Source organism: Rhizobium sp. BK313 (genome assembly GCF_014193655.1).
Classification (GTDB): domain Bacteria; phylum Pseudomonadota; class Alphaproteobacteria; order Rhizobiales; family Rhizobiaceae; genus Rhizobium.
The window spans coordinates 622,791-640,484 of record NZ_JACHZQ010000005.1 but is presented as its reverse complement, the minus strand read 5'-3'; the positions used below and the strand labels follow the sequence as shown (position 1 = coordinate 640,484).

The window sequence follows — 17,694 nt, the reverse complement described above, 5'->3', positions numbered from 1 at the left end:
ACCTATTTCTCCGCCTACAAAGGCAAATATTTCACCGGCGACGGCTGCCGGCGCGATGAGGACGGCTATTACTGGATCACCGGCCGCGTCGACGATGTGCTCAACGTCTCCGGGCACCGTCTCGGCACGGCCGAAGTTGAATCGGCTCTTGTCTCGCACCATCACGTCTCGGAAGCCGCCGTTGTCGGCTATCCGCATTCGATCAAGGGTCAGGGTATCTATTGCTATGTGACGCTGATGGCCGGCCAGGAAGGTTCGGACGCGCTGCGGCAGGAGCTGGTGAAGCACGTGCGCGCCGAAATCGGCCCGATCGCCTCGCCCGACAAGATCCAGTTCGCCCCCGGCCTGCCGAAAACCCGCTCCGGCAAGATCATGCGCCGCATCCTGCGCAAGATCGCCGAGGACGATTTCGGTTCGCTCGGCGACACATCGACGCTGGCCGATCCGGCTGTCGTCGATGATTTGATTGCCAATAGGCAGAACAGGGCGGATGCCGCTTGATCGAGGTTCATCTCGCTCCCGGTGGGCGAGATGACGATTTTTAGAATTAGGCGAGAGCGTATCCTCGCCTAATTCTCGAAAGATAAACCCTGACGGAAGCCTACGGTCATCGCTTTCCCTTTTTGCGATGGCAACCTGATTGTTGCCGCCATGGGGTTCACGGTCTCATTCGCGCAACATCTACAGGATCGTGAACAACTTTCTAAAATCGATCTCAAAAATCGATTGAACGACCGTTGATCTCCCAGTCGCCGAAGCGAGCCGGGTCGGCGCCGCCGCGGCCGCCGGTTTCGGGGGGAAGGTCGGGTTGGGCCTGGGCCTTGCGGCGCTCCTCGGCTTCGGCGAGCGCCCGTTTGGCGGCTGGCGAGAGCGGTTTGCGGGGCGCCTTGCCGGCGTCGATGTCGTTTTTATTGTCGTTATCTGCAGTCTGCATGGCGTGATGCGGCCTAGAACTGTTGAAATAGGCGGGTGAATAGCCAAATCATAGTGCGTCCGGCCGGAAAGAAAAAGGTTCGGACTGACGATGTGATGGAGACATCAGATGAATCTCATGCGCACTGCCATGTTGCTTGCCTTCATGACCGCCCTGTTCATGGGCGTCGGCTATTTGATCGGTGGTCAAGCCGGCATGATGATCGCGCTCGTCGCCGCAGCCGGCATGAATTTCTTTTCCTATTGGAATTCCGATCGCATGGTGCTTTCCACCTATCACGCACAGGAGGTGGACGAGCGCAGCGCACCGGAATTCTATCGTATCATTCGTCAGCTTGCGCAAAATGCCGGCCTGCCGATGCCGAAGGTCTATCTTTACGACAGCCCGCAGCCGAACGCTTTTGCCACCGGCCGCAATCCTGAAAATGCGGCGGTTGCTGCCTCCACCGGTTTGCTCAACGCGCTCACGCCGGAGGAAGTGGCCGGCGTCATGGCGCATGAGCTGGCGCACGTGCAGAACCGCGATACGCTGACGATGACGATCACGGCGACGCTTGCCGGCGCCATCTCCATGCTCGGAAATTTTGCCTTTTTCTTTGGCGGTCGCCGCGACAATAACAATCCCCTCGGTATCATCGGCGTGCTGGTGGCGATGATCGTCGCGCCTCTCGCTGCCATGCTGGTGCAGATGGCGATCAGCCGCACACGTGAATATTCGGCCGACCGCCGTGGCGCGGAAATCTGCGGCAATCCCCTTTGGCTCGCCTCGGCGCTTGGAAAGATTGCCCGCGGGGCGGCGCATATTCCGAATGAAGAGGCCGAAGGTCATCCGGCGACGGCGCATATGTTCATCATCAATCCGCTCTCCGGCGCGCGCATGGACAATCTGTTCTCCACGCATCCGGACACGGAAAACCGTATCGCCGCGCTCCACGAGATGGCGCGGTATGGCGGCGGTGGCGCAGGCCCTACCATGAGCATGTCGTCCGACTTTGGCTCGACGGGACCGATCTTGACTGATAATCCGGAGCGTAAATCGCGCTCCGTGCCGAATACGGGTCGCGGTGGTTCGCAACCGCCGAAGGGACCCTGGTCTTGAATTCCAACAATAAAAAGCCTTTCAACAAAGACGGAAGACAATCGGGCAATCGCCCGCCGCAGCATCGGTCGCATGATTCGGTTCCCGCCAAGCCGGGATTTGCAGCGCGCGCCGCCGCGACGAAAATCCTGGGGGCCGTTATCGACCGTAAGACGCCGCTCGATGGCATGCTGGATGCCGAAGGCGGCAATCCCGCCTATAAGGCGCTTGGCGAGAGCGACCGTGCGCTGGTGCGTGCCATCCTGAACTCGGCGCTGCGGCATCTGCCGTGTATTGAGGCGGCGATTGCTTCACTGCTGGATTCGCCGTTGCCGGAAGGTGCGCGAGCCCTGCATCATGTGCTGGTGGTGGGTGCGGCGCAGATGCTCTATCTCGATGTGCCGGATCATTCCGCCGTCGATATCGCCGTCGAGCAGGCCAATCAGGATCCGCGCAATCGCCGTTTTGCCAAGCTTGTCAACGCCATTCTCAGGCGAATCGGGCGAGAGAAAGAGGAGATCCTGAGCCAGGTTGCCGGCGTGCCGGCCATGCCGGCTTGGTTCCTCGCGCGTCTCGAAGCTGCCTATGGTGCCGAAGCCGCGTTGAGGATTTCCAACACGCAATTGGAGCCGGCAGCGATCGACGTCACGGTGAAATCCGATGCTGAAGGCTGGGCGAAGCGTCTGAACGGCGTCGTTTTGCCGACCGGCGGCGTGCGGCTTGCCGCCTTCGAGGGCTCGATTCCCTCGCTCGATGGATTTACGGACGGCGAATGGTGGGTCCAGGATGCTGCTGCCAGCATTCCGGCAAAATTGTTCGGTTCGCTTGTTGGCCGCACAGTGGTCGATCTCTGCGCCGCGCCCGGCGGCAAGACGGCGCAACTCATTCTTGCCGGCGGCAAGGTGACCGCGCTCGACCAATCCGCCAATCGCCTCAAGCGGCTTTCCGGCAATCTGGCGCGACTTGGGCTGGAGGCGGAAACCGTCGCCGCCGATATGGCCAAGTTTCAACCCGATGATCTTTTCGACGCCGCTCTTCTCGATGCCCCCTGCTCTTCGACGGGTACGACGCGTCGTCATCCCGACGTGCTATGGACCAAGGGTCCGGAGGATATCGCGAAGCTTGCCGCGCTACAGGAGCGTCTGCTGCGCCATGCGTTGACCTTGGTCAAGCCCGGCGGGCTTGTGGTCTTTTCCAACTGTTCGCTCGATCCCGAAGAGGGCGAGGATCTCGTCGCGCGTGTTCTGCGGGAGACGGACATGGCCGAGCGCGTGCCGATCAAGCCCGAGGATTGGCCGGGTCTCGAAGCCGCGATCTCACCCCTCGGCGCTTTCCGCACCACACCCGACATGCTGCCGCTTTCCGGCGGTTTCGCTTCCGGGCTGGATGGGTTCTTCGCCGTGGTGCTCCGCCGCACGCGATAGTGGCGAGCCTCGAGCGTTTACGCTCGAGTTGACCAAAAATAGGGCACAATGCCCCTATTTGGCATATTCCTAACCTCTTCTTAACCACAGAGATAGAGAGTAAGCATAAGCAAATATGCAGTTTTCCGGCAGGGTTCGGTGAGTTTACACATGCGGGAAGCATGGCGGCGAATGTCGCGCCGCGCGGCGTTGGCGCGATTGCGTCTTACCCGCCACACGATGCGTGTGCCGGAGCGGTTAATTGTGGCTCCGACGGACCTGCGCAGCATCGATCCGTTTTTCGTTGAAGAGCTTTTGAACGGCCGCATCCTGTTGGCCGGCCGGGTGCTGGAAACGGAGGGGAAATCACCCTTCGCGTTGGAGCTGCCGTCGCAGGTCTTTGCCGCGCGTCTGCACAGTTTCCGCTGGCTGCGGCATTTGCGGGCGGAAAAAAGCGATCAGGCCGCGGCCATGGCGCGATCCATACTCAACGACTGGATGGCCGTCCATGGATACCGGCTCAAGGGCGTAGCTTGGGCGCCTGATACAGCCGCCCAGCGGCTGATAGCCTGGCTGTCGCATTCGCCCGTGGTTCTGCAGGGTACGGATGGCGGCTTTTATCGTCGTTTCATGCGCATGCTGGTCTTCCATGTTCGTTATCTCCGTCGGGTAGCGGCAACGACACGGGACGGTGAGACGCGGTTCCGGGTACGGATCGCGCTCGCCCTGTCCTCGGTCGCCATGCCGAACGGTGCCTCGACGCTGAAGCGTGCCGGCCAGGCGCTCGATAGGGAAATCGACCGGCAGATTCTTCCCGATGGCGGGCATATCTCGCGCAATCCGCGCGTGGCGCTAGAGCTGCTGCTCGATCTGCTGCCGCTGCGCCAAACCTACGTCAATCTTGGCCATGACGCACCGGCCCGGCTGATCCCCGGTATCGACCGCATGTACCCGGCGCTGCGCTTCTTCCGGCATCAGGATGGCGATCTGGCGCTGTTCAACGGAGCGACGTCGACGCTCGCCAACGAGCTGATGTCGGTGCTGCGTTATGACGAAACAGCTGGCCAGGTGTTCAAGGCGCTGCCGCATACCAAGTACCATCGGCTGGCCGCCGGACGCGCCGTGGTCATCGTCGATACCGGAGGGCCCTCTTCCGCAGATCTTAGCCGTACGGCGCATGCCGGCTGTCTGTCTTTCGAAATGTCCTCGGGAAAATCCCGCTTCATCGTCAATTCCGGCTCGCCGAATTTTGCCGGTGATCGCTACGTCCAGGCGGCCCGCGCTACGGCGGCGCATTCGACCGTGACGCTTGACGATACTTCTTCGAGCCTGTTTTCCAAGTCGAAAACCCTCGGCCCGGTGATGGTCAGCGGCGTGAAGAAGGTCATCGTCGAGCGCGCGGAAACTGAAGATGGTCGCGATTATGTCCGGGCGGTTCATGACGGCTATCTCTCGACCTTTGGCTATGCCCATGAGCGCGAGTTGAGCCTGAATGCCACCGGCACCATTCTTGCCGGCCGCGACCGTTTTTTCGTGCCGGAGGGCAAGAAATCACTGCTGAAAAGCGATGGCCTGGCCTCCGCGCGGTTTCACATCCACCCCTCCATCAGCCTGCTGCAGACCGAAACTGACTCGGCCTTGCTGATCGCGCCGGATGGGGAGACCTGGGTATTCTCCTCGCCGGGCAACGAGGTGTTGGTGGCTGAGGATATCTTTTTTGCCGATGCTTCCGGCATGCGCTCTTCGGACCAGCTCGAGATCGTTTTCCCGATCACCGAAAAGCCGGAAATCCGATGGTTTTTGTCCTATCGGCCATAGGCTAACAGCGCCAGCTATGCTAACGGGGCGGCATTATCGTCCCGCGCTCTTTTCGCCGGACATCTCCTCGCACTAGATCTCGGAGAAAGCCCATGGCCGTCGTTTCCAAGAAAATCCCTGCTCCCGACAAGGTGAAGGTGAAAACCGCGCTTCTGTCGGTCTTCGACAAGACCGGCATCGTCGAGTTGGCGCGCGCGCTCAGCGAACAGGGTGTGCGGCTGCTGTCGACCGGCGGCACGCACAAGGCGATTGCCGCGGCCGGTCTTGCCGTTACGGACGTCTCGGAGGTCACGGAATTTCCGGAGATCATGGACGGCCGCGTCAAGACGCTGCATCCGAAGGTACATGGCGGCCTGCTCGCCATCCGCGATGACGCCGAGCATCAGGCTGCCATGAAGGAGCATGGGATCGAAGGCATCGATCTTGCCGTCATCAATCTCTATCCCTTCGAAGATGTTCGCAAGGCCGGCGGCGATTATCCGACGACTGTGGAGAATATCGATATCGGCGGCCCGGCGATGATCCGCGCTTCGGCCAAGAACCACGCCTATGTGACGACGCTCACCGATCCCTCTGATTATGCCGAGCTACTGGCGCAGCTTTCCGCCGATGCGGGCCAGACGAGCTACGACTTCCGAAAGCGCATGGCCGCCAAAGCCTTTGCCCGCACCGCAGCCTATGACGCGATGATCTCCAACTGGTTTGCCGAAGCGCTCGATATCGCCACGCCGCGCCACCGCGTCATCGGTGGCGTGCTGCGCGAGGAGATGCGCTACGGCGAGAACCCGCACCAGAAGGCGGCATTCTACGTCACCGGCGAAAACCGCCCCGGCGTTTCCACCGCGACCCTGCTGCAGGGCAAGCAGCTTTCCTACAACAATATCAATGATACCGACGCGGCCTATGAACTCGTTGCCGAGTTCCTGCCGGAAAAGGGTCCGGCTTGCGCGATCATCAAGCATGCCAATCCCTGCGGCGTTGCTACCGGCCCAAGCCTGGTCGAGGCCTACAAACGGGCGCTGGCCTGCGACTCGGTGTCGGCCTTCGGCGGCATCATCGCGCTGAACAGCATTCTTGACGCGGCGACGGCAGAAGAGATCGTCAAGCTCTTCACCGAGGTTATCATCGCGCCCGAGGTGACCGAGGAAGCCAAGGCGATTATTGCTCGCAAGCCGAACCTTCGTCTTCTTTCGGTCGGCGCCCTGCCCGACCCGCGCGCATCCGGTCTGACCGCGAAGACCGTCTCCGGCGGTCTGCTCGTCCAGAATCGCGACAATGCGTTGGTCGAAGATATGGAGCTGAAGGTTGTCACCAAGCGTGCGCCGACGGGGCAGGAGCTGGAAGACATGAAGTTCGCCTTCCGCGTCGCCAAGCACGTGAAGTCGAATGCCGTCGTTTACGCCAAGGACGGGCAGACAGCCGGTATCGGCGCCGGCCAGATGAGCCGTGTTGATTCGGCCCGAATTGCCGCCATCAAGGCTGAGGAAGCCGCGAAGGCCATGGGGCTTGCCGAGCCGCTGACGCGGGGCTCCGCGGTCGCCTCCGAAGCCTTCCTGCCCTTTGCGGACGGCCTGCTATCCGCGATTGCCGCTGGTGCTACGGCCGTCATTCAGCCGGGCGGTTCGATGCGTGACCAGGAAGTCATCGATGCCGCCAACGAGCACAATGTTGCGATGGTCTTCACGGGCATCCGGCACTTCCGTCACTAGGACATATACCGAATTTGAGAATGGATATCCCGGTCCAGCATCCGCTGGGCCGGGATTTTCTTTGTCCTATTTTGCTCTGTCGGCAGGATAGGGCGTCGGCAGCAGGAGCAGAAGCCCGCCGGCGAGAAAGACGATCAGCGTTGCCATGCCGAGGCGGGCGGAGCCGCTCCAATAGGTCATCAGCGAGAAGAACAACGTCGCCATGAAGCTGGTGGCGCGGCCGGAGAGTGCGTAGATGCCGAAATAGCGGCCCGCCTCCGCAAGGCTGACGCTGCGGGCGAGATAGGAGCGCGAGGAGGCCTGCACGGGGCCGAAGGCGAGGCCGACCAGCAGGCCGTAGGCGATATAGGCCTTCTCCGCCGCGGTGCCGAACAGGCCGCCGGAATCGACGGTCGAGAGCGGTACGAGGCCGAAGAGCGTGAAGCCTGGCCCGGTGGAAATGATGCCGAACGTCGCTACCACCAGCATCGACAGGCTGATGATCACCATGACCTTGGAGCCGAGCCAGCGGTCGAGATAGCCGGCCAGGAAACAGCCGAAAATGGCGATGACATTGAGAATGATGCCGTAAATTCCGATTTCGATCGTCGCCCAGTGGAACATGCCCGCAGCAAAAGTGCCCCCGAGGATTAGCACGCCGTTGACGCCGTCCTGGTAGATCATGCGCGCGATCAAGAAATGCGCGATGCCGCGACGGCGCTTCAACTCGCCAAGCGTCGCCCTGAGTTCGTCGAGGCCGGAGCGGACGGCGGCCCCGAGCGGCAGGCCGCGCGCGGCGTCGGGTGTGAAGAAGAACATCGGCAGGATAAACAGGAAGTACCAGACGGCGGCGATCGGGCCGGTGATGCGCGCATCCTCGCCCGTATGCGGATCGAGGCCGAAGAGCGCTGGCAATCCGAGAAGCGTCTTGCCGGTGGCGGGGTTGGCGGCAAGGAAGCCGACGACGAAAATCAGCACGATCATGCCGCCGAGATAGCCCAGCCCCCAGGCAGCATTCGACAACCGGCCGATATCGTCCTTGCCGACGAGCCGCGGCATCATCGAATCGTTGAAGACGATCGAAAACTCCGCCGAGATCGAGGCAAGGATCATGAAGATGACGGGATAGATCACCGGCGAGCCGGGTGCGGCTCCCCAAAGGCAGAAAAGGCTGGCGATCTTGATGACAGCGAAAAAGGCGATCCAGGGTTTGCGTGCGCCGGATTGATCGGCGATCGAGCCGAGCACTGGCGACAATACGGCGATAATGACCGACGAAATCGTCGCCATATTGCTCCAGGTCGTCTGCGCCGAGACCGGATCCGCCGTCAGCCGCGCGACGAAATAGGGACCGAAGATGAAGGTGGTAACGACGGTGAAGAATGGCTGTGCAGCCCAGTCAAAGAACATCCATCCCCAAATGCCCCGCGCCGGCACTTTTGCCGGCGCATCGTCCGTTATCTCTGTGGCCACCAAATTCCTGCCCCTGATTCCCCAGCGCGTCTAGAGCGGTTCAGCGTTTCACGGAATCGCTTTCCCGCTCTATCCCTTTGTTTTTACGCATTCCGGACGGAAAACCGCTTCGCACTTTTCCTGGAATTGCTCTATTGCACCGGGCGGACTGTCTCATCTCGCCCGGTCGTGCGCAAGGTCGGTCAGGAGGCCGGCGGCGACAGTGATTCGGGCAAGGTTCGGATCGCCGCTTTCGCTGAGGCCTGCAAGCTCTTCGGCAATGCGGTTGATGCGGATGCGGTCCTCGGCGTGCCATGCCAGGATCGGTTGTTTGTCCTTGGGATGATTGCTCAGCGCCGAGATGACGATATCGCGGCGGGCGCCGGCGATCTGGTCGAGGCTGCGCGCCAGCGCCAGGCTTTCATAGTGATCGCCGGTGACGATGCGGTTGCCGGCAAGCAACAGGCGACCGACGCGGAAAGTCTGCGACACGGTGAAATAGCTTTCGGCGGCACGGTTGAGCGTATCGCCGGTGCGTTCGGCGATCTGCATGATCTCCGGCACGAGGACAAGCGCATAGATCGTCGCGATCTCGGAGGCGAGCTTTTCCGGGAGACCGGCGGCCTGGTAGTCTGCCTGTCGGGCTGCGATCTCGGCCGTAAAATCCGCCGGGATATGGCTGAGGAAGACCGGGCGTAGTTTTTTCAACGCCGTCTGAAGCCGGCTAACAGTTTCCTCGATGTCGCCCTTGGCCGCGCCGGTTTTCAGCAACAGACGCGTGAGAGCCGTGTAGACCTCGGTGATTTCTGCATAGACGCGGTTCTGTGTCTGGCCGCCGACCTTGCCGTCCAGTGCATCCGTTTCGTTCCAGAGCCGGTCGAGATCGAAGCCGTCGCGGGCGAGCACGGCAGCTTTGACCACTTCGGCGGCAGACGCCGCCGTCGCATCCATCATGCTGACGGCAAAGCCCGGTCCGCCGCGGTTGATCGCTTCGTTTGCGAGCGCTGTCGCGATGATTTCGCGACGTAGCCGATGGCCTGCGATATCGGCAGCATGGGAACGCTGCATCTTCGCCGGGAAGTAGCGGTTGAGCGTTGCGGCAAAATAGGGATCGTCCGGCAAGCCGCTCGCCGCCAGGGCATCGAAGAGGACGATCTTCGCGTAGGAGAGCAGGACGCCGATCTCGGCGCGACTGAGCGGCCGGCCATTGGCGTAGCGCTCGGCAAAGGTCTGGTCGTCCGGCAGCGTCTCGACCTTGCGGTTGAGCTGCTTGGCCGCCTCCAGCACGCTCATGAAGCGGCTGAGTTCCAGGCCGTTGCCGGTGCCTTTGCGTTCGGTCAATGAGATCGCCAGCGACTGCAGATAGTTGTTTCGCAGCACAAGCACCGCCACTTCGTCAGTCATCGACGCCAGCAGCGTATCGCGCTTGGCGCGCGTCAGGCGGCCATCGAACATGGCGGACGCAAGCGCGATCTTGATGTTGACCTCGACGTCCGAGGTGTTGACCCCCGCCGAATTGTCGATGGCGTCGGAATTGCAGCGTCCGCCCCTGAGACCATAGGCGATACGGCCCTTCTGGGTGACGCCCAGATTGGCGCCCTCGCCGATTACCTTGGCCCGAACCTCTTCCGCCGTGATGCGGATCGGATCGTTGGCACGGTCACCGACTTCCGAATCCGTTTCGGCCGGTGCCTTCACATAGCTACCGATGCCGCCGAACCAGAGCAGGTCCACCGGGCTCTTCAGGATCGCCGTCATGATCTCGAAGGGCGTCGCCACCGCCTTCTCGATACCGATAGCGGCTGCGGCCTCAGCTGTTAGCGTTACCGATTTCGCCGAACGGGAGATGATCATCGCACCTTTCGACAGAATGCTCTTGTCGAAATCCTGCCAGCTCGAGCGGGCAAGGTTGAACAGCCGCTGCCGCTCAGCGAGCGTCGTTTCCATGTCCGGATCGGGATCGATGAAGATATCGCGGTGATCGAAGGCAGCAAGCAGGCGGATTTTCGGCGACAGCAGCATGCCGTTGCCGAAGACGTCGCCAGACATATCGCCAACGCCGGCGACGGTGAAGGGCGTCGTCTGGATGTCGATATCCATTTCACGGAAGTGACGCTTGACGGTCTCCCAGGCGCCGCGGGCGGTGATGCCCATCTTCTTGTGGTCGTAGCCGGCCGAGCCGCCGGAGGCGAAGGCGTCGTCGAGCCAGAAGCCGGCTTCCTGCGCCAGGGAATTGGCGGTGTCGGAGAAAGTAGCGGTACCCTTATCGGCGGCGACGACGAAATAGGGGTCGTCGCCATCCAGCCGCACCGTGTCCGGCGGCGCGATGATATCGGCGCCTGCGATGTTGTCGGTGATCGATAGAAGCGTGCGGATATAGGTCTTGTAGGCATCGCGGCCGGTATTGAAAATCTCATCGCGGCTGCCGCCGATCGGCAGCTTCTTGGGATAGAAGCCGCCCTTGGCGCCGACAGGCACGATGACGGCGTTCTTCACCTGCTGTGCCTTCACCAGGCCAAGCACCTCGGTGCGATAGTCCTCTGCGCGGTCCGACCAGCGCAGCCCGCCGCGGGCGACCTTGCCGAAGCGCAGGTGCACGCCCTCGACTTCGACGCCATAGACGAAGATCTCGCGGAAAGGCCGCGGCTCCGGCAGACCGTCCAGCAGTTTCGGGTCGAGCTTGAATGCGAGCATGGCCTTCGGAGTGCCGTCCGGATTCCTCTGGAAATAGTTGGTGCGCAGCGTCGCATCGACCGCATTGACATAGCGGCGGAGAATCCGGTCGTCGTCGAGGCTTGGAACGTCGGCGAGCTCGGTTTCGATGGTCGCATGCAGCTCGGAAAGCCTTTTCGTGCGGTTCTTGTCGCTGAGCTTGGGGTCGAGCGTATCGTGGAACAGGCGGAAGATCGAGCCTGCGATGCGAGGATATTTGTCCAGCGTCGCGGCGATGTAATCCTGCGAATAGGCGATGCCGGCCTGGCGGAGATAACGGGCGTAGGCGCGCAAAACGTTAGTTTCGCGGGCGGAAAGATCGGCCGAGACGATCAGCCGGTTGAAGCCGTCATTGTCGATCGTGCCGCCGAAGGCGGCAAGGAAAGCTTCCTCCAGCGCTGCCCCATGCCGAGCGAGATCGATCGTCACGCCACTGCGGGCTTCCAGCTCCATGTCGTGGAGAACGACATGACCGGTCGCGCTGTCCTTGGCGGTGACATAGATATCGAAGGTCCGCTCGCTCAAGACATTGAAACCGAGATTTTCGAGCAGCGGCACGCGGCGCGACAGCGCCAGATTGCCTTGGCCGTGGAAGATCTTGAGCGACAGGATATCACCCGCTTCGTCCTTGCGGATGTAGAAGGCGATGCGGATCTGTCCGGCACCGGTGGTGGCCGTGATATCGGGCAGGTCGGCGACGGCATCCTCCGGCGAAAAGGCCTCCTGGAAGGCCTGGCTGACCGAGATATGCGGTGCCTTCGGCCCGGCCAGCATTTCGAAGCGGTCGTCCCAGCGGGCGGTGATGGCGCGGATCGCCTCTTCGAGCTTGGCCTGCGGAATGTGCGGGGTCTTGCCGGCGCTGCGGCCGATGATGAAATGCACGCGCGCCACGCCGCCTTCCGGGAAGGCCGGGTAGTAGGCGGAAACGCGGCCGTCATAGACGGTCTTCAGATGGTTGCCGATCTTCTCACGGACGACGGAATCATATTCCTCGCGCGGAACATAGACGATGACCGAGACGAAACGGTCGAAATGATCGATGCGCGGCAGTGCGCGCACGCGGGGCCGGTCGGCAAGGTCGTTGATCTGTTCGGCAAAGCTTGCAAGCAGTGTCGTGTCGATCTGGAAGAGATCGTCGCGCGGATAGGATTCCAAGGTGTTGTCCAGCATGCGTCCGGAATGGCTGGCCGGGTCGAAGCCGAAGTGGTCCTTGACCTTCTGCACCTTGGAACGCAGCAACGGCACCTCGGCTGCGGCACTCGTGTATGCGGTCGAAGTATAGAGGCCGACGATGCGCAGTTCGCCGGTGACATTGCCGTTGGCATCGAAACGCTTGACTCCGACATAGTCCATATAGGCGCGGCGGTGGACGACCGACTTGACATTGGCCTTGGTGACGATCAGGAAATCCGGCCCATCGAGGAAGGCCAGGATTTCCGGTGTGGTGGTGACGGCGTCCTTCCCCTGCCGTAGGACGAGGACGTCCGGATTGGAGAGGATGCCGAGGCCGGCGCCGCGGTCACGCTCCACCTTGGCGTCGGCGCCCTTGCCGGAATAGACATATTCGCGCATGCCGAGGAAGGTGAAATTTCCGTCGCGCAGCCAGGCGAGGAAGGCCAGCGCCTCGTCACGATCCGCCTTGCGGCGGCCGCCGGCCTCATAGGTGGAAAGCTCCAATATCACGGTATCCAGCCGCGCCAGCATCGACTTCCAATCGGAAACGGTCAGATGTGTCTGATCAAGCACGGTTAGCACGCGTTTGATCAGGTCCGTTGCCTGCGCACCCGTCAGGGGCGACAGATGCAGTTGGATGTGGCTGACACGGTGAGCGGGATCGCTCGGTTGATCGGCGGAATAAAGCGTGGGTTGCTTGCCGTCTTCGATCACGAGGATCGGATGCACGGCCATGTAAAGGTCGCGGTAGCTGCTCGTCACCTCGCCCATGGCCGATTCGTAGAGGAAGGGCATGTTGTGGTCGGTGATCGACAGGATCGAGACAGGCATGCCCTCGGGGTCGATGTTGGCAACCTGCTCGATATTGACGCGGGGAGAGGCACCGCTCCAGGCCGCCAGTTCCCTGGCCGCATGTACCGCGGCAAGGGCGAGCATTTCCGGGCTGTAGCGCTCCATATCGTCATTGCTCGCCCGGCCGAACAGGATCTCCGGATCGAGATGCGTCTCGCCGGTCGCGGCGGCGATCTTGCGCGCCGCTTCGATCTGTTTTTCCCGCTTCGGATTGGTCCTGGATGCCATGAAATTCCTCCCCTATTTCAAGAGTTTTGGTCACCTTATCAGAAGGTCTATCGAAAAAACTGGCAAAATGAATGCGGATTTCATTGCTTTTTGACCGATCAGGTCTCGAATTTTGAAGAATCTTGCTGGCCTGCGAGATCTCACTGCAAACCGCATGAAGATTAGGGCAAAATTGGCGGACATAAGCTAGTCAACAGAGGGTTTCATGACTCTGTGAAGTGTGGTTGACAGAGTGACGATAAAAAGATCATCAACGGCGCCATCGAAGTCGCAACATCGGAACTGGAAGCAAGCATCATGTCGGACACTGCGGCAGGCGCCGTTATCGTCATCTCCAGTCATGTCGTCAGAGGTTCTGTCGGCAATCGCGCGGCGGTCTTCGCACTTGAAACCTTGGGCCATCCGGTCTGGGCACTGCCGACCGTCGTTTTGCCCTGGCACCCCGGCCATGGCCGCTCGACGCGACTGACCTTTGCCGAAGCGGATTTCGACCATGCGATCGACGACCTCATCGCCGCACCCTGGCTGCCCGAGGTGAAGGCAGTGCTGTCGGGTTATTTCGGCAATGCCGCGCAGGCACGTTCCGTCGCTCGACTGGTAACGGCTCTGCGGGAAAAGAACCCCGATCTCATCTATGCCTGCGATCCAGTCATCGGCGATGCCGGTGGGCTGTACGTACCCGAAGCAACCGCGGAAGCGATCCGAGATCACCTCATCCCGCTGGCTTCGCTGGCGACGCCGAACCGCTACGAGCTTGCCTGGTTCGCCGGTGCGCCGCTGGAGGACAACAATGCCGTCATGGAAGCTGCCCTGGCGCTGGGACCATCGCGCATGCTGGTGACGTCAGCCGTGCCAATGATGACCGGCGGCACGGGCAATCTCTATCTCAGCGGCCGCAACGCGCTGTTTGCCGAACATCGCAGCATCGACAATGCGCCGAACGGGCTCGGCGACCTGCTCTCGGCCGTCTTTCTGTCGCGGCTTCTTTCCGGCATGGACGAAGAGCGGGCTTTGCAATTGACCACGGCCAGCGTCTATGAAGTGCTGGCGCGTGCAGTCAAGCGCGGCAGCGACGAGCTGACTCTTGCCGCCGATGCATCCAGTCTGTCGACGCCGATGGCGATGGTGCAGATGCGGCACCTGCTGCATCCGGCGCAACGGCGGAAGAAATAGCGGTTGGGGTGTCGGCAGCTTTTTGCAGTGCAATAGTTGCCATCGGCGGCGCTGCGCTGTAATTCAGTACCATGCAGAGCTTTCCTATCTCCCTTCTGAACGGCTATCGCAACTTCATGAGCGGGCGTTACGTCGATGAGCGCGAGCGCTATCGCAGCCTTGCAGAGGAAGGGCAGAAGCCCGCGACCCTGGTGATTGCCTGTTCCGACAGCCGTTCGGCCCCGGAGACCATTTTCGATGCTGGTCCCGGCGAGCTTTTCGTTATCCGCAACGTCGCCAATATGGTGCCGCCCTACGAGCCGGATGGCCATTTTCACGCGACGTCCGCAGCTCTAGAATTCGCGGTGCAGTCACTGAAGGTCTCGGATATCGTCGTCATGGGGCATGGTCGCTGTGGAGGCATCCGCGCGGCGTTGGACCCGAATGCCGAGCCGCTATCGCCGGGCGATTTCATCGGCCGGTGGATGGGCCTCGTAAAGCCCGCTGCCGAACAGATCCAGAGCAATGACGTCATGACGCCAGCCGAGCGTCAGACGGCGCTGGAGCGCATCTCCATCCGCAATTCGCTCGACAATCTGCGCAGCTTTCCCGATATCAAGTCGCTGGAGGAGGAAGGGAAATTGAACCTGCACGGCGCCTGGTTCGATATCTCCACCGGCGAGCTGTGGGTAATGGACGCGAAAACCCGCGATTTCATCAGGCCTGAAATCCAAGAATAAGACAGGCAACGAAAAAGGCGCTCCAACCATTTGGTCGAAGCGCCGCCTGTTGATTTGCCGTGGTGTTTATTGGCCGTCGATCTGCTTGCCGATGTAGGCGATTGCCTGCTGGTAGACGACCGCATCGTTCCAGCCGCCAATCGCCGCGAAATTTGGTTCGCCGGGCTGATAGCCAAGACCAGGCTGCCAGCCGTGGCCCCTCAGGAAGTTTGCAGTCGAGGCCAGCGCGTCGGCGCGGGAGCCGACCAGATCGACCCTGCCGTCGCCATCGCCGTCGACACCGAAATTGACGACGTTCTTCGGCATGAACTGCGTCTGGCCGATTTCACCATGGGCCGCGCCGCGAGCCGACGGGCTGAGATAGCCTTCGCCGACGAGCTTGAGGGCAGCATAGAGCTGATCGGTGAAATAGTCGGAGCGGCGGCAGTCATAGGCGAGCGTCGACACGGCTGAAAGCGTATGCTGGTCGCCCATGAAGCCGCCAAAACCGGTTTCCATGCCCCAGATGGCGATGATCGGGCCGGCGGGCACACCATAACGCTTTTCGATCCTAGCGAACAACGCGGCATTGGCCTGTTTTACGCTCTTGCCGCGGCTGATGATCGCCTGCCCGCCGCGCTTCCGCATGAAGTCGTCGAAAGAGAGCTTGAAGCTCTTCTGGCCGCGATCGGCGCGGATGGTCGGTTGATTGTAGTGCACGTTGGCAAAGGCTCGGTCGAGGACAGAGGCGCTCACGCCCTGAGCCTGCGCTTCCTGCTTGAATTCCTGCACCCAATTCTCAAAACCGGCAGACGAGTTGCCGCAAGATGCCGCATTCGCCGCAAGCGGCGTCACCAACAGCAACCCGCCTGCCGCGAGAGCTGCCATTCCAGACTTTGTAATGCGCATTCAGAGTCCCCGAATTCTTACCGCGCGAGACGCGGTAACCGTTTTTGATGGCACATAAGCCTTCCGTTCTTCGGGCCTATGCGCGGTCTTACTGTCACCGGACCATGCCAGTATCCGGCGATTCTGTCATTATCACGTTTTAGCGATCAGTATTTTCGCTTCACGTGAAACATTGTACTTAACGGCAGCTTTGCAAAAGCCCCGCCTTTCGATCCGAAATGGCGAGGCTTTTCTTTGGATCCCGCTTAGCCAGCAAAGATTTAAAAACCGTAAATTGGTTTATAAACCGTTTATGCCGCCTGCTTGCGCGGCTTGATCAGGCCGCGGTTGATCAGGAGTTCGGCGATCTGGATGGCGTTCAGTGCCGCGCCCTTGCGCAGATTGTCGGAAACGACCCAGATGTTGAGACCGTTTTCGACCGTCGCGTCCTCGCGGATGCGCGAGATATAGGTGGCGTCCTCGCCGGCGGATTCATAAGGCGTGATGTAGCCGCCCGGCTCGCGCTTGTCGATGACAAGGCAGCCCGGGGCTTCGCGAAGGATATCGCGGGCCTGGTCGGCGGTGATCTCGTTTTCGAACTCGATGTTGACCGATTCCGAATGGCCGATGAAAACCGGCACGCGCACGGCGGTGCAGGTGACCTTGATCTTCGGGTCGAGCATCTTCTTGGTTTCGGCCAGCACCTTCCATTCTTCCTTGGTGTAGCCGTCTTCCATGAACACATCGATCTGCGGGATGACGTTGAAGGCGATACGCTTGGGGAACTTCTTGTTCTCGATCGGATCGGCGACGAAGACGGCGCGGGTCTGGTTGAAGAGCTCGTCCATGCCGTCCTTGCCTGCGCCAGAGACGGATTGGTAAGTGGAGACGACGACGCGCTTGATCTTTGCGAAGTCATGCAGCGGCTTCAGGGCCACCACAAGCTGTGCGGTCGAGCAATTCGGGTTGGCGATGATGTTGCGCTTGGTGAACTGGGTGATGGCGTCCGGATTGACTTCCGGCACGATCAGCGGCACGTCCGCGTCGTAGCGCCAGGCCGAGGAGTTGTCGATGACGACGCAGCCCTGGGCGCCGATCTTCGGCGAGAACTTCTTGGAGACATCGCCGCCGGCCGACATCAGGCAGATATCGGTGTCGGAGAAATCGTAGTTCTCCAGGTTCGAAACCTTCAGTGTCCGGTCGCCGAAGGAAACTTCGGTGCCCTGCGAGCGGGCCGATGCCAGCGCCACGACTTCGTCAGCGGGAAAACCGCGTTCGGATAGAATGTTGAGCATTTCGCGGCCGACATTTCCGGTCGCGCCCGCAACTGCAACTTTGAAACCCATTTCTCAAGCTCTCTTTCTCTTCTCTCCTCTTGGGCGAGGGGGGAACTACGGCCATGACGACCGGTTCCTGTCCCCGACCGGGCCGGGGAGAGAGCGGCAGGCCAGAGACGTCAGACGGTTTTCGTCGTCGTTTTGGCCTTAGTTTTGGAAGAAACCGGAAAACGGAACTCCTGCCCGGCAAATACTGCCAGGTGACTGAAGCTATCGATCTGTTCGAAGCGAACCATGGAGGTCTTCCTTTTCCGTCGCCGG

The 17,694-nt window shown here is 61.0% G+C and carries 12 protein-coding genes; 7 read left to right on the top strand and 5 right to left on the bottom strand.

The genetic code is table 11. The features are described 5' to 3' along the window. Window positions 1–501, top strand: a 501-nt coding sequence (locus tag FHT86_RS26425) for an AMP-binding enzyme (protein WP_409527621.1), incomplete at its 5' end; no start/stop codon positions are given. A gap of 214 nt (window positions 502–715) precedes the next feature. Here FHT86_RS26425 and FHT86_RS26420 read toward each other — a convergent pair. Beyond that, complete coding sequence (locus tag FHT86_RS26420) at window positions 716–934, bottom strand: DUF1674 domain-containing protein (protein WP_133708714.1); 219 nt, start codon at window positions 932–934, stop codon at window positions 716–718. A gap of 108 nt (window positions 935–1,042) precedes the next feature. Between FHT86_RS26420 and htpX the strand changes: the two genes are divergently transcribed. The 4 genes from htpX (at window position 1,043) to purH (ending at window position 6,941) form a co-directional block, all read left to right on the top strand. After that, window positions 1,043–2,032: a zinc metalloprotease HtpX gene (gene htpX, locus FHT86_RS26415; RefSeq protein ID WP_133708715.1), complete on the top strand. Its 990-nt coding sequence runs from the start codon at window positions 1,043–1,045 to the stop codon at window positions 2,030–2,032. Next, the gene (locus FHT86_RS26410) at window positions 2,023–3,435 is read left to right on the top strand and encodes an RsmB/NOP family class I SAM-dependent RNA methyltransferase (protein WP_183868926.1); all 1,413 of its coding nucleotides are present in this window, start codon (window positions 2,023–2,025) and stop codon (window positions 3,433–3,435) included. The genes htpX and FHT86_RS26410 overlap by 10 nt, the downstream gene beginning before the upstream one ends. 171 nt (window positions 3,436–3,606) lie before the next feature. Further along, complete coding sequence (locus FHT86_RS26405; RefSeq protein WP_246779649.1) at window positions 3,607–5,232, top strand: heparinase II/III family protein; 1,626 nt, start codon at window positions 3,607–3,609, stop codon at window positions 5,230–5,232. Window positions 5,233–5,324: 92 nt separating this feature from the next. Next, window positions 5,325–6,941, top strand: coding sequence for a bifunctional phosphoribosylaminoimidazolecarboxamide formyltransferase/IMP cyclohydrolase (gene purH, locus FHT86_RS26400; protein ID WP_133708718.1), 1,617 nt, complete (start codon window positions 5,325–5,327; stop codon window positions 6,939–6,941). Between the two features lie 66 nt (window positions 6,942–7,007). Here purH and FHT86_RS26395 read toward each other — a convergent pair whose 3' ends face one another. Then, on the bottom strand, window positions 7,008–8,396 hold the full coding sequence (locus tag FHT86_RS26395; protein ID WP_133708719.1) for an MFS transporter: 1,389 nt from the start codon (window positions 8,394–8,396) through the stop codon (window positions 7,008–7,010). 150 nt (window positions 8,397–8,546) lie between these two features. Continuing rightward, window positions 8,547–13,337 carry an NAD-glutamate dehydrogenase gene (locus FHT86_RS26390; RefSeq protein ID WP_133708720.1) on the bottom strand — a complete coding sequence of 1,597 codons (4,791 nt, stop codon included), beginning with the start codon at window positions 13,335–13,337 and terminating at the stop codon, window positions 8,547–8,549. Between the two features lie 297 nt (window positions 13,338–13,634). Here FHT86_RS26390 and pdxY point away from each other — a divergent pair, with 297 nt between their 5' ends. Both pdxY and FHT86_RS26380 read left to right on the top strand, forming a co-directional pair. Beyond that, window positions 13,635–14,510 carry a pyridoxal kinase PdxY gene (gene pdxY, locus FHT86_RS26385; RefSeq protein ID WP_133708721.1) on the top strand — a complete coding sequence of 292 codons (876 nt, stop codon included), beginning with the start codon at window positions 13,635–13,637 and terminating at the stop codon, window positions 14,508–14,510. 71 nt (window positions 14,511–14,581) lie between these two features. Then, a complete protein-coding gene (locus FHT86_RS26380; RefSeq protein WP_133708722.1) occupies window positions 14,582–15,229 on the top strand; it encodes a carbonic anhydrase in 648 nt (215 codons plus the stop codon). A gap of 66 nt (window positions 15,230–15,295) precedes the next feature. Here FHT86_RS26380 and FHT86_RS26375 read toward each other — a convergent pair whose 3' ends face one another. Then, a complete protein-coding gene (locus FHT86_RS26375; RefSeq protein ID WP_133708723.1) occupies window positions 15,296–16,117 on the bottom strand; it encodes a lytic transglycosylase domain-containing protein in 822 nt (273 codons plus the stop codon). A 290-nt stretch (window positions 16,118–16,407) separates the two neighbouring features. Continuing rightward, a complete protein-coding gene (locus tag FHT86_RS26370; RefSeq protein ID WP_133708724.1) occupies window positions 16,408–17,442 on the bottom strand; it encodes an aspartate-semialdehyde dehydrogenase in 1,035 nt (344 codons plus the stop codon). Between the last annotated feature and the right edge of the window lie 252 nt (window positions 17,443–17,694).

Excerpts from the sequence above, each read along its gene's own strand:
- FHT86_RS26420 (WP_133708714.1), bottom strand. The coding sequence starts at position 934 with ATGCAGACTGCAGATAACGACAATAAAAACGACATCGACGCCGGCAAG.
- htpX (WP_133708715.1), top strand. The coding sequence starts at position 1,043 with ATGAATCTCATGCGCACTGCCATGTTGCTTGCCTTCATGACCGCCCTG.
- FHT86_RS26405 (WP_246779649.1), top strand. The coding sequence starts at position 3,607 with ATGTCGCGCCGCGCGGCGTTGGCGCGATTGCGTCTTACCCGCCACACG.
- purH (WP_133708718.1), top strand. The coding sequence starts at position 5,325 with ATGGCCGTCGTTTCCAAGAAAATCCCTGCTCCCGACAAGGTGAAGGTG.
- FHT86_RS26390 (WP_133708720.1), bottom strand. The coding sequence starts at position 13,337 with ATGGCATCCAGGACCAATCCGAAGCGGGAAAAACAGATCGAAGCGGCG.
- pdxY (WP_133708721.1), top strand. The coding sequence starts at position 13,635 with ATGTCGGACACTGCGGCAGGCGCCGTTATCGTCATCTCCAGTCATGTC.
- FHT86_RS26380 (WP_133708722.1), top strand. The coding sequence starts at position 14,582 with ATGCAGAGCTTTCCTATCTCCCTTCTGAACGGCTATCGCAACTTCATG.
- FHT86_RS26375 (WP_133708723.1), bottom strand. The coding sequence starts at position 16,117 with ATGCGCATTACAAAGTCTGGAATGGCAGCTCTCGCGGCAGGCGGGTTG.
- FHT86_RS26370 (WP_133708724.1), bottom strand. The coding sequence starts at position 17,442 with ATGGGTTTCAAAGTTGCAGTTGCGGGCGCGACCGGAAATGTCGGCCGC.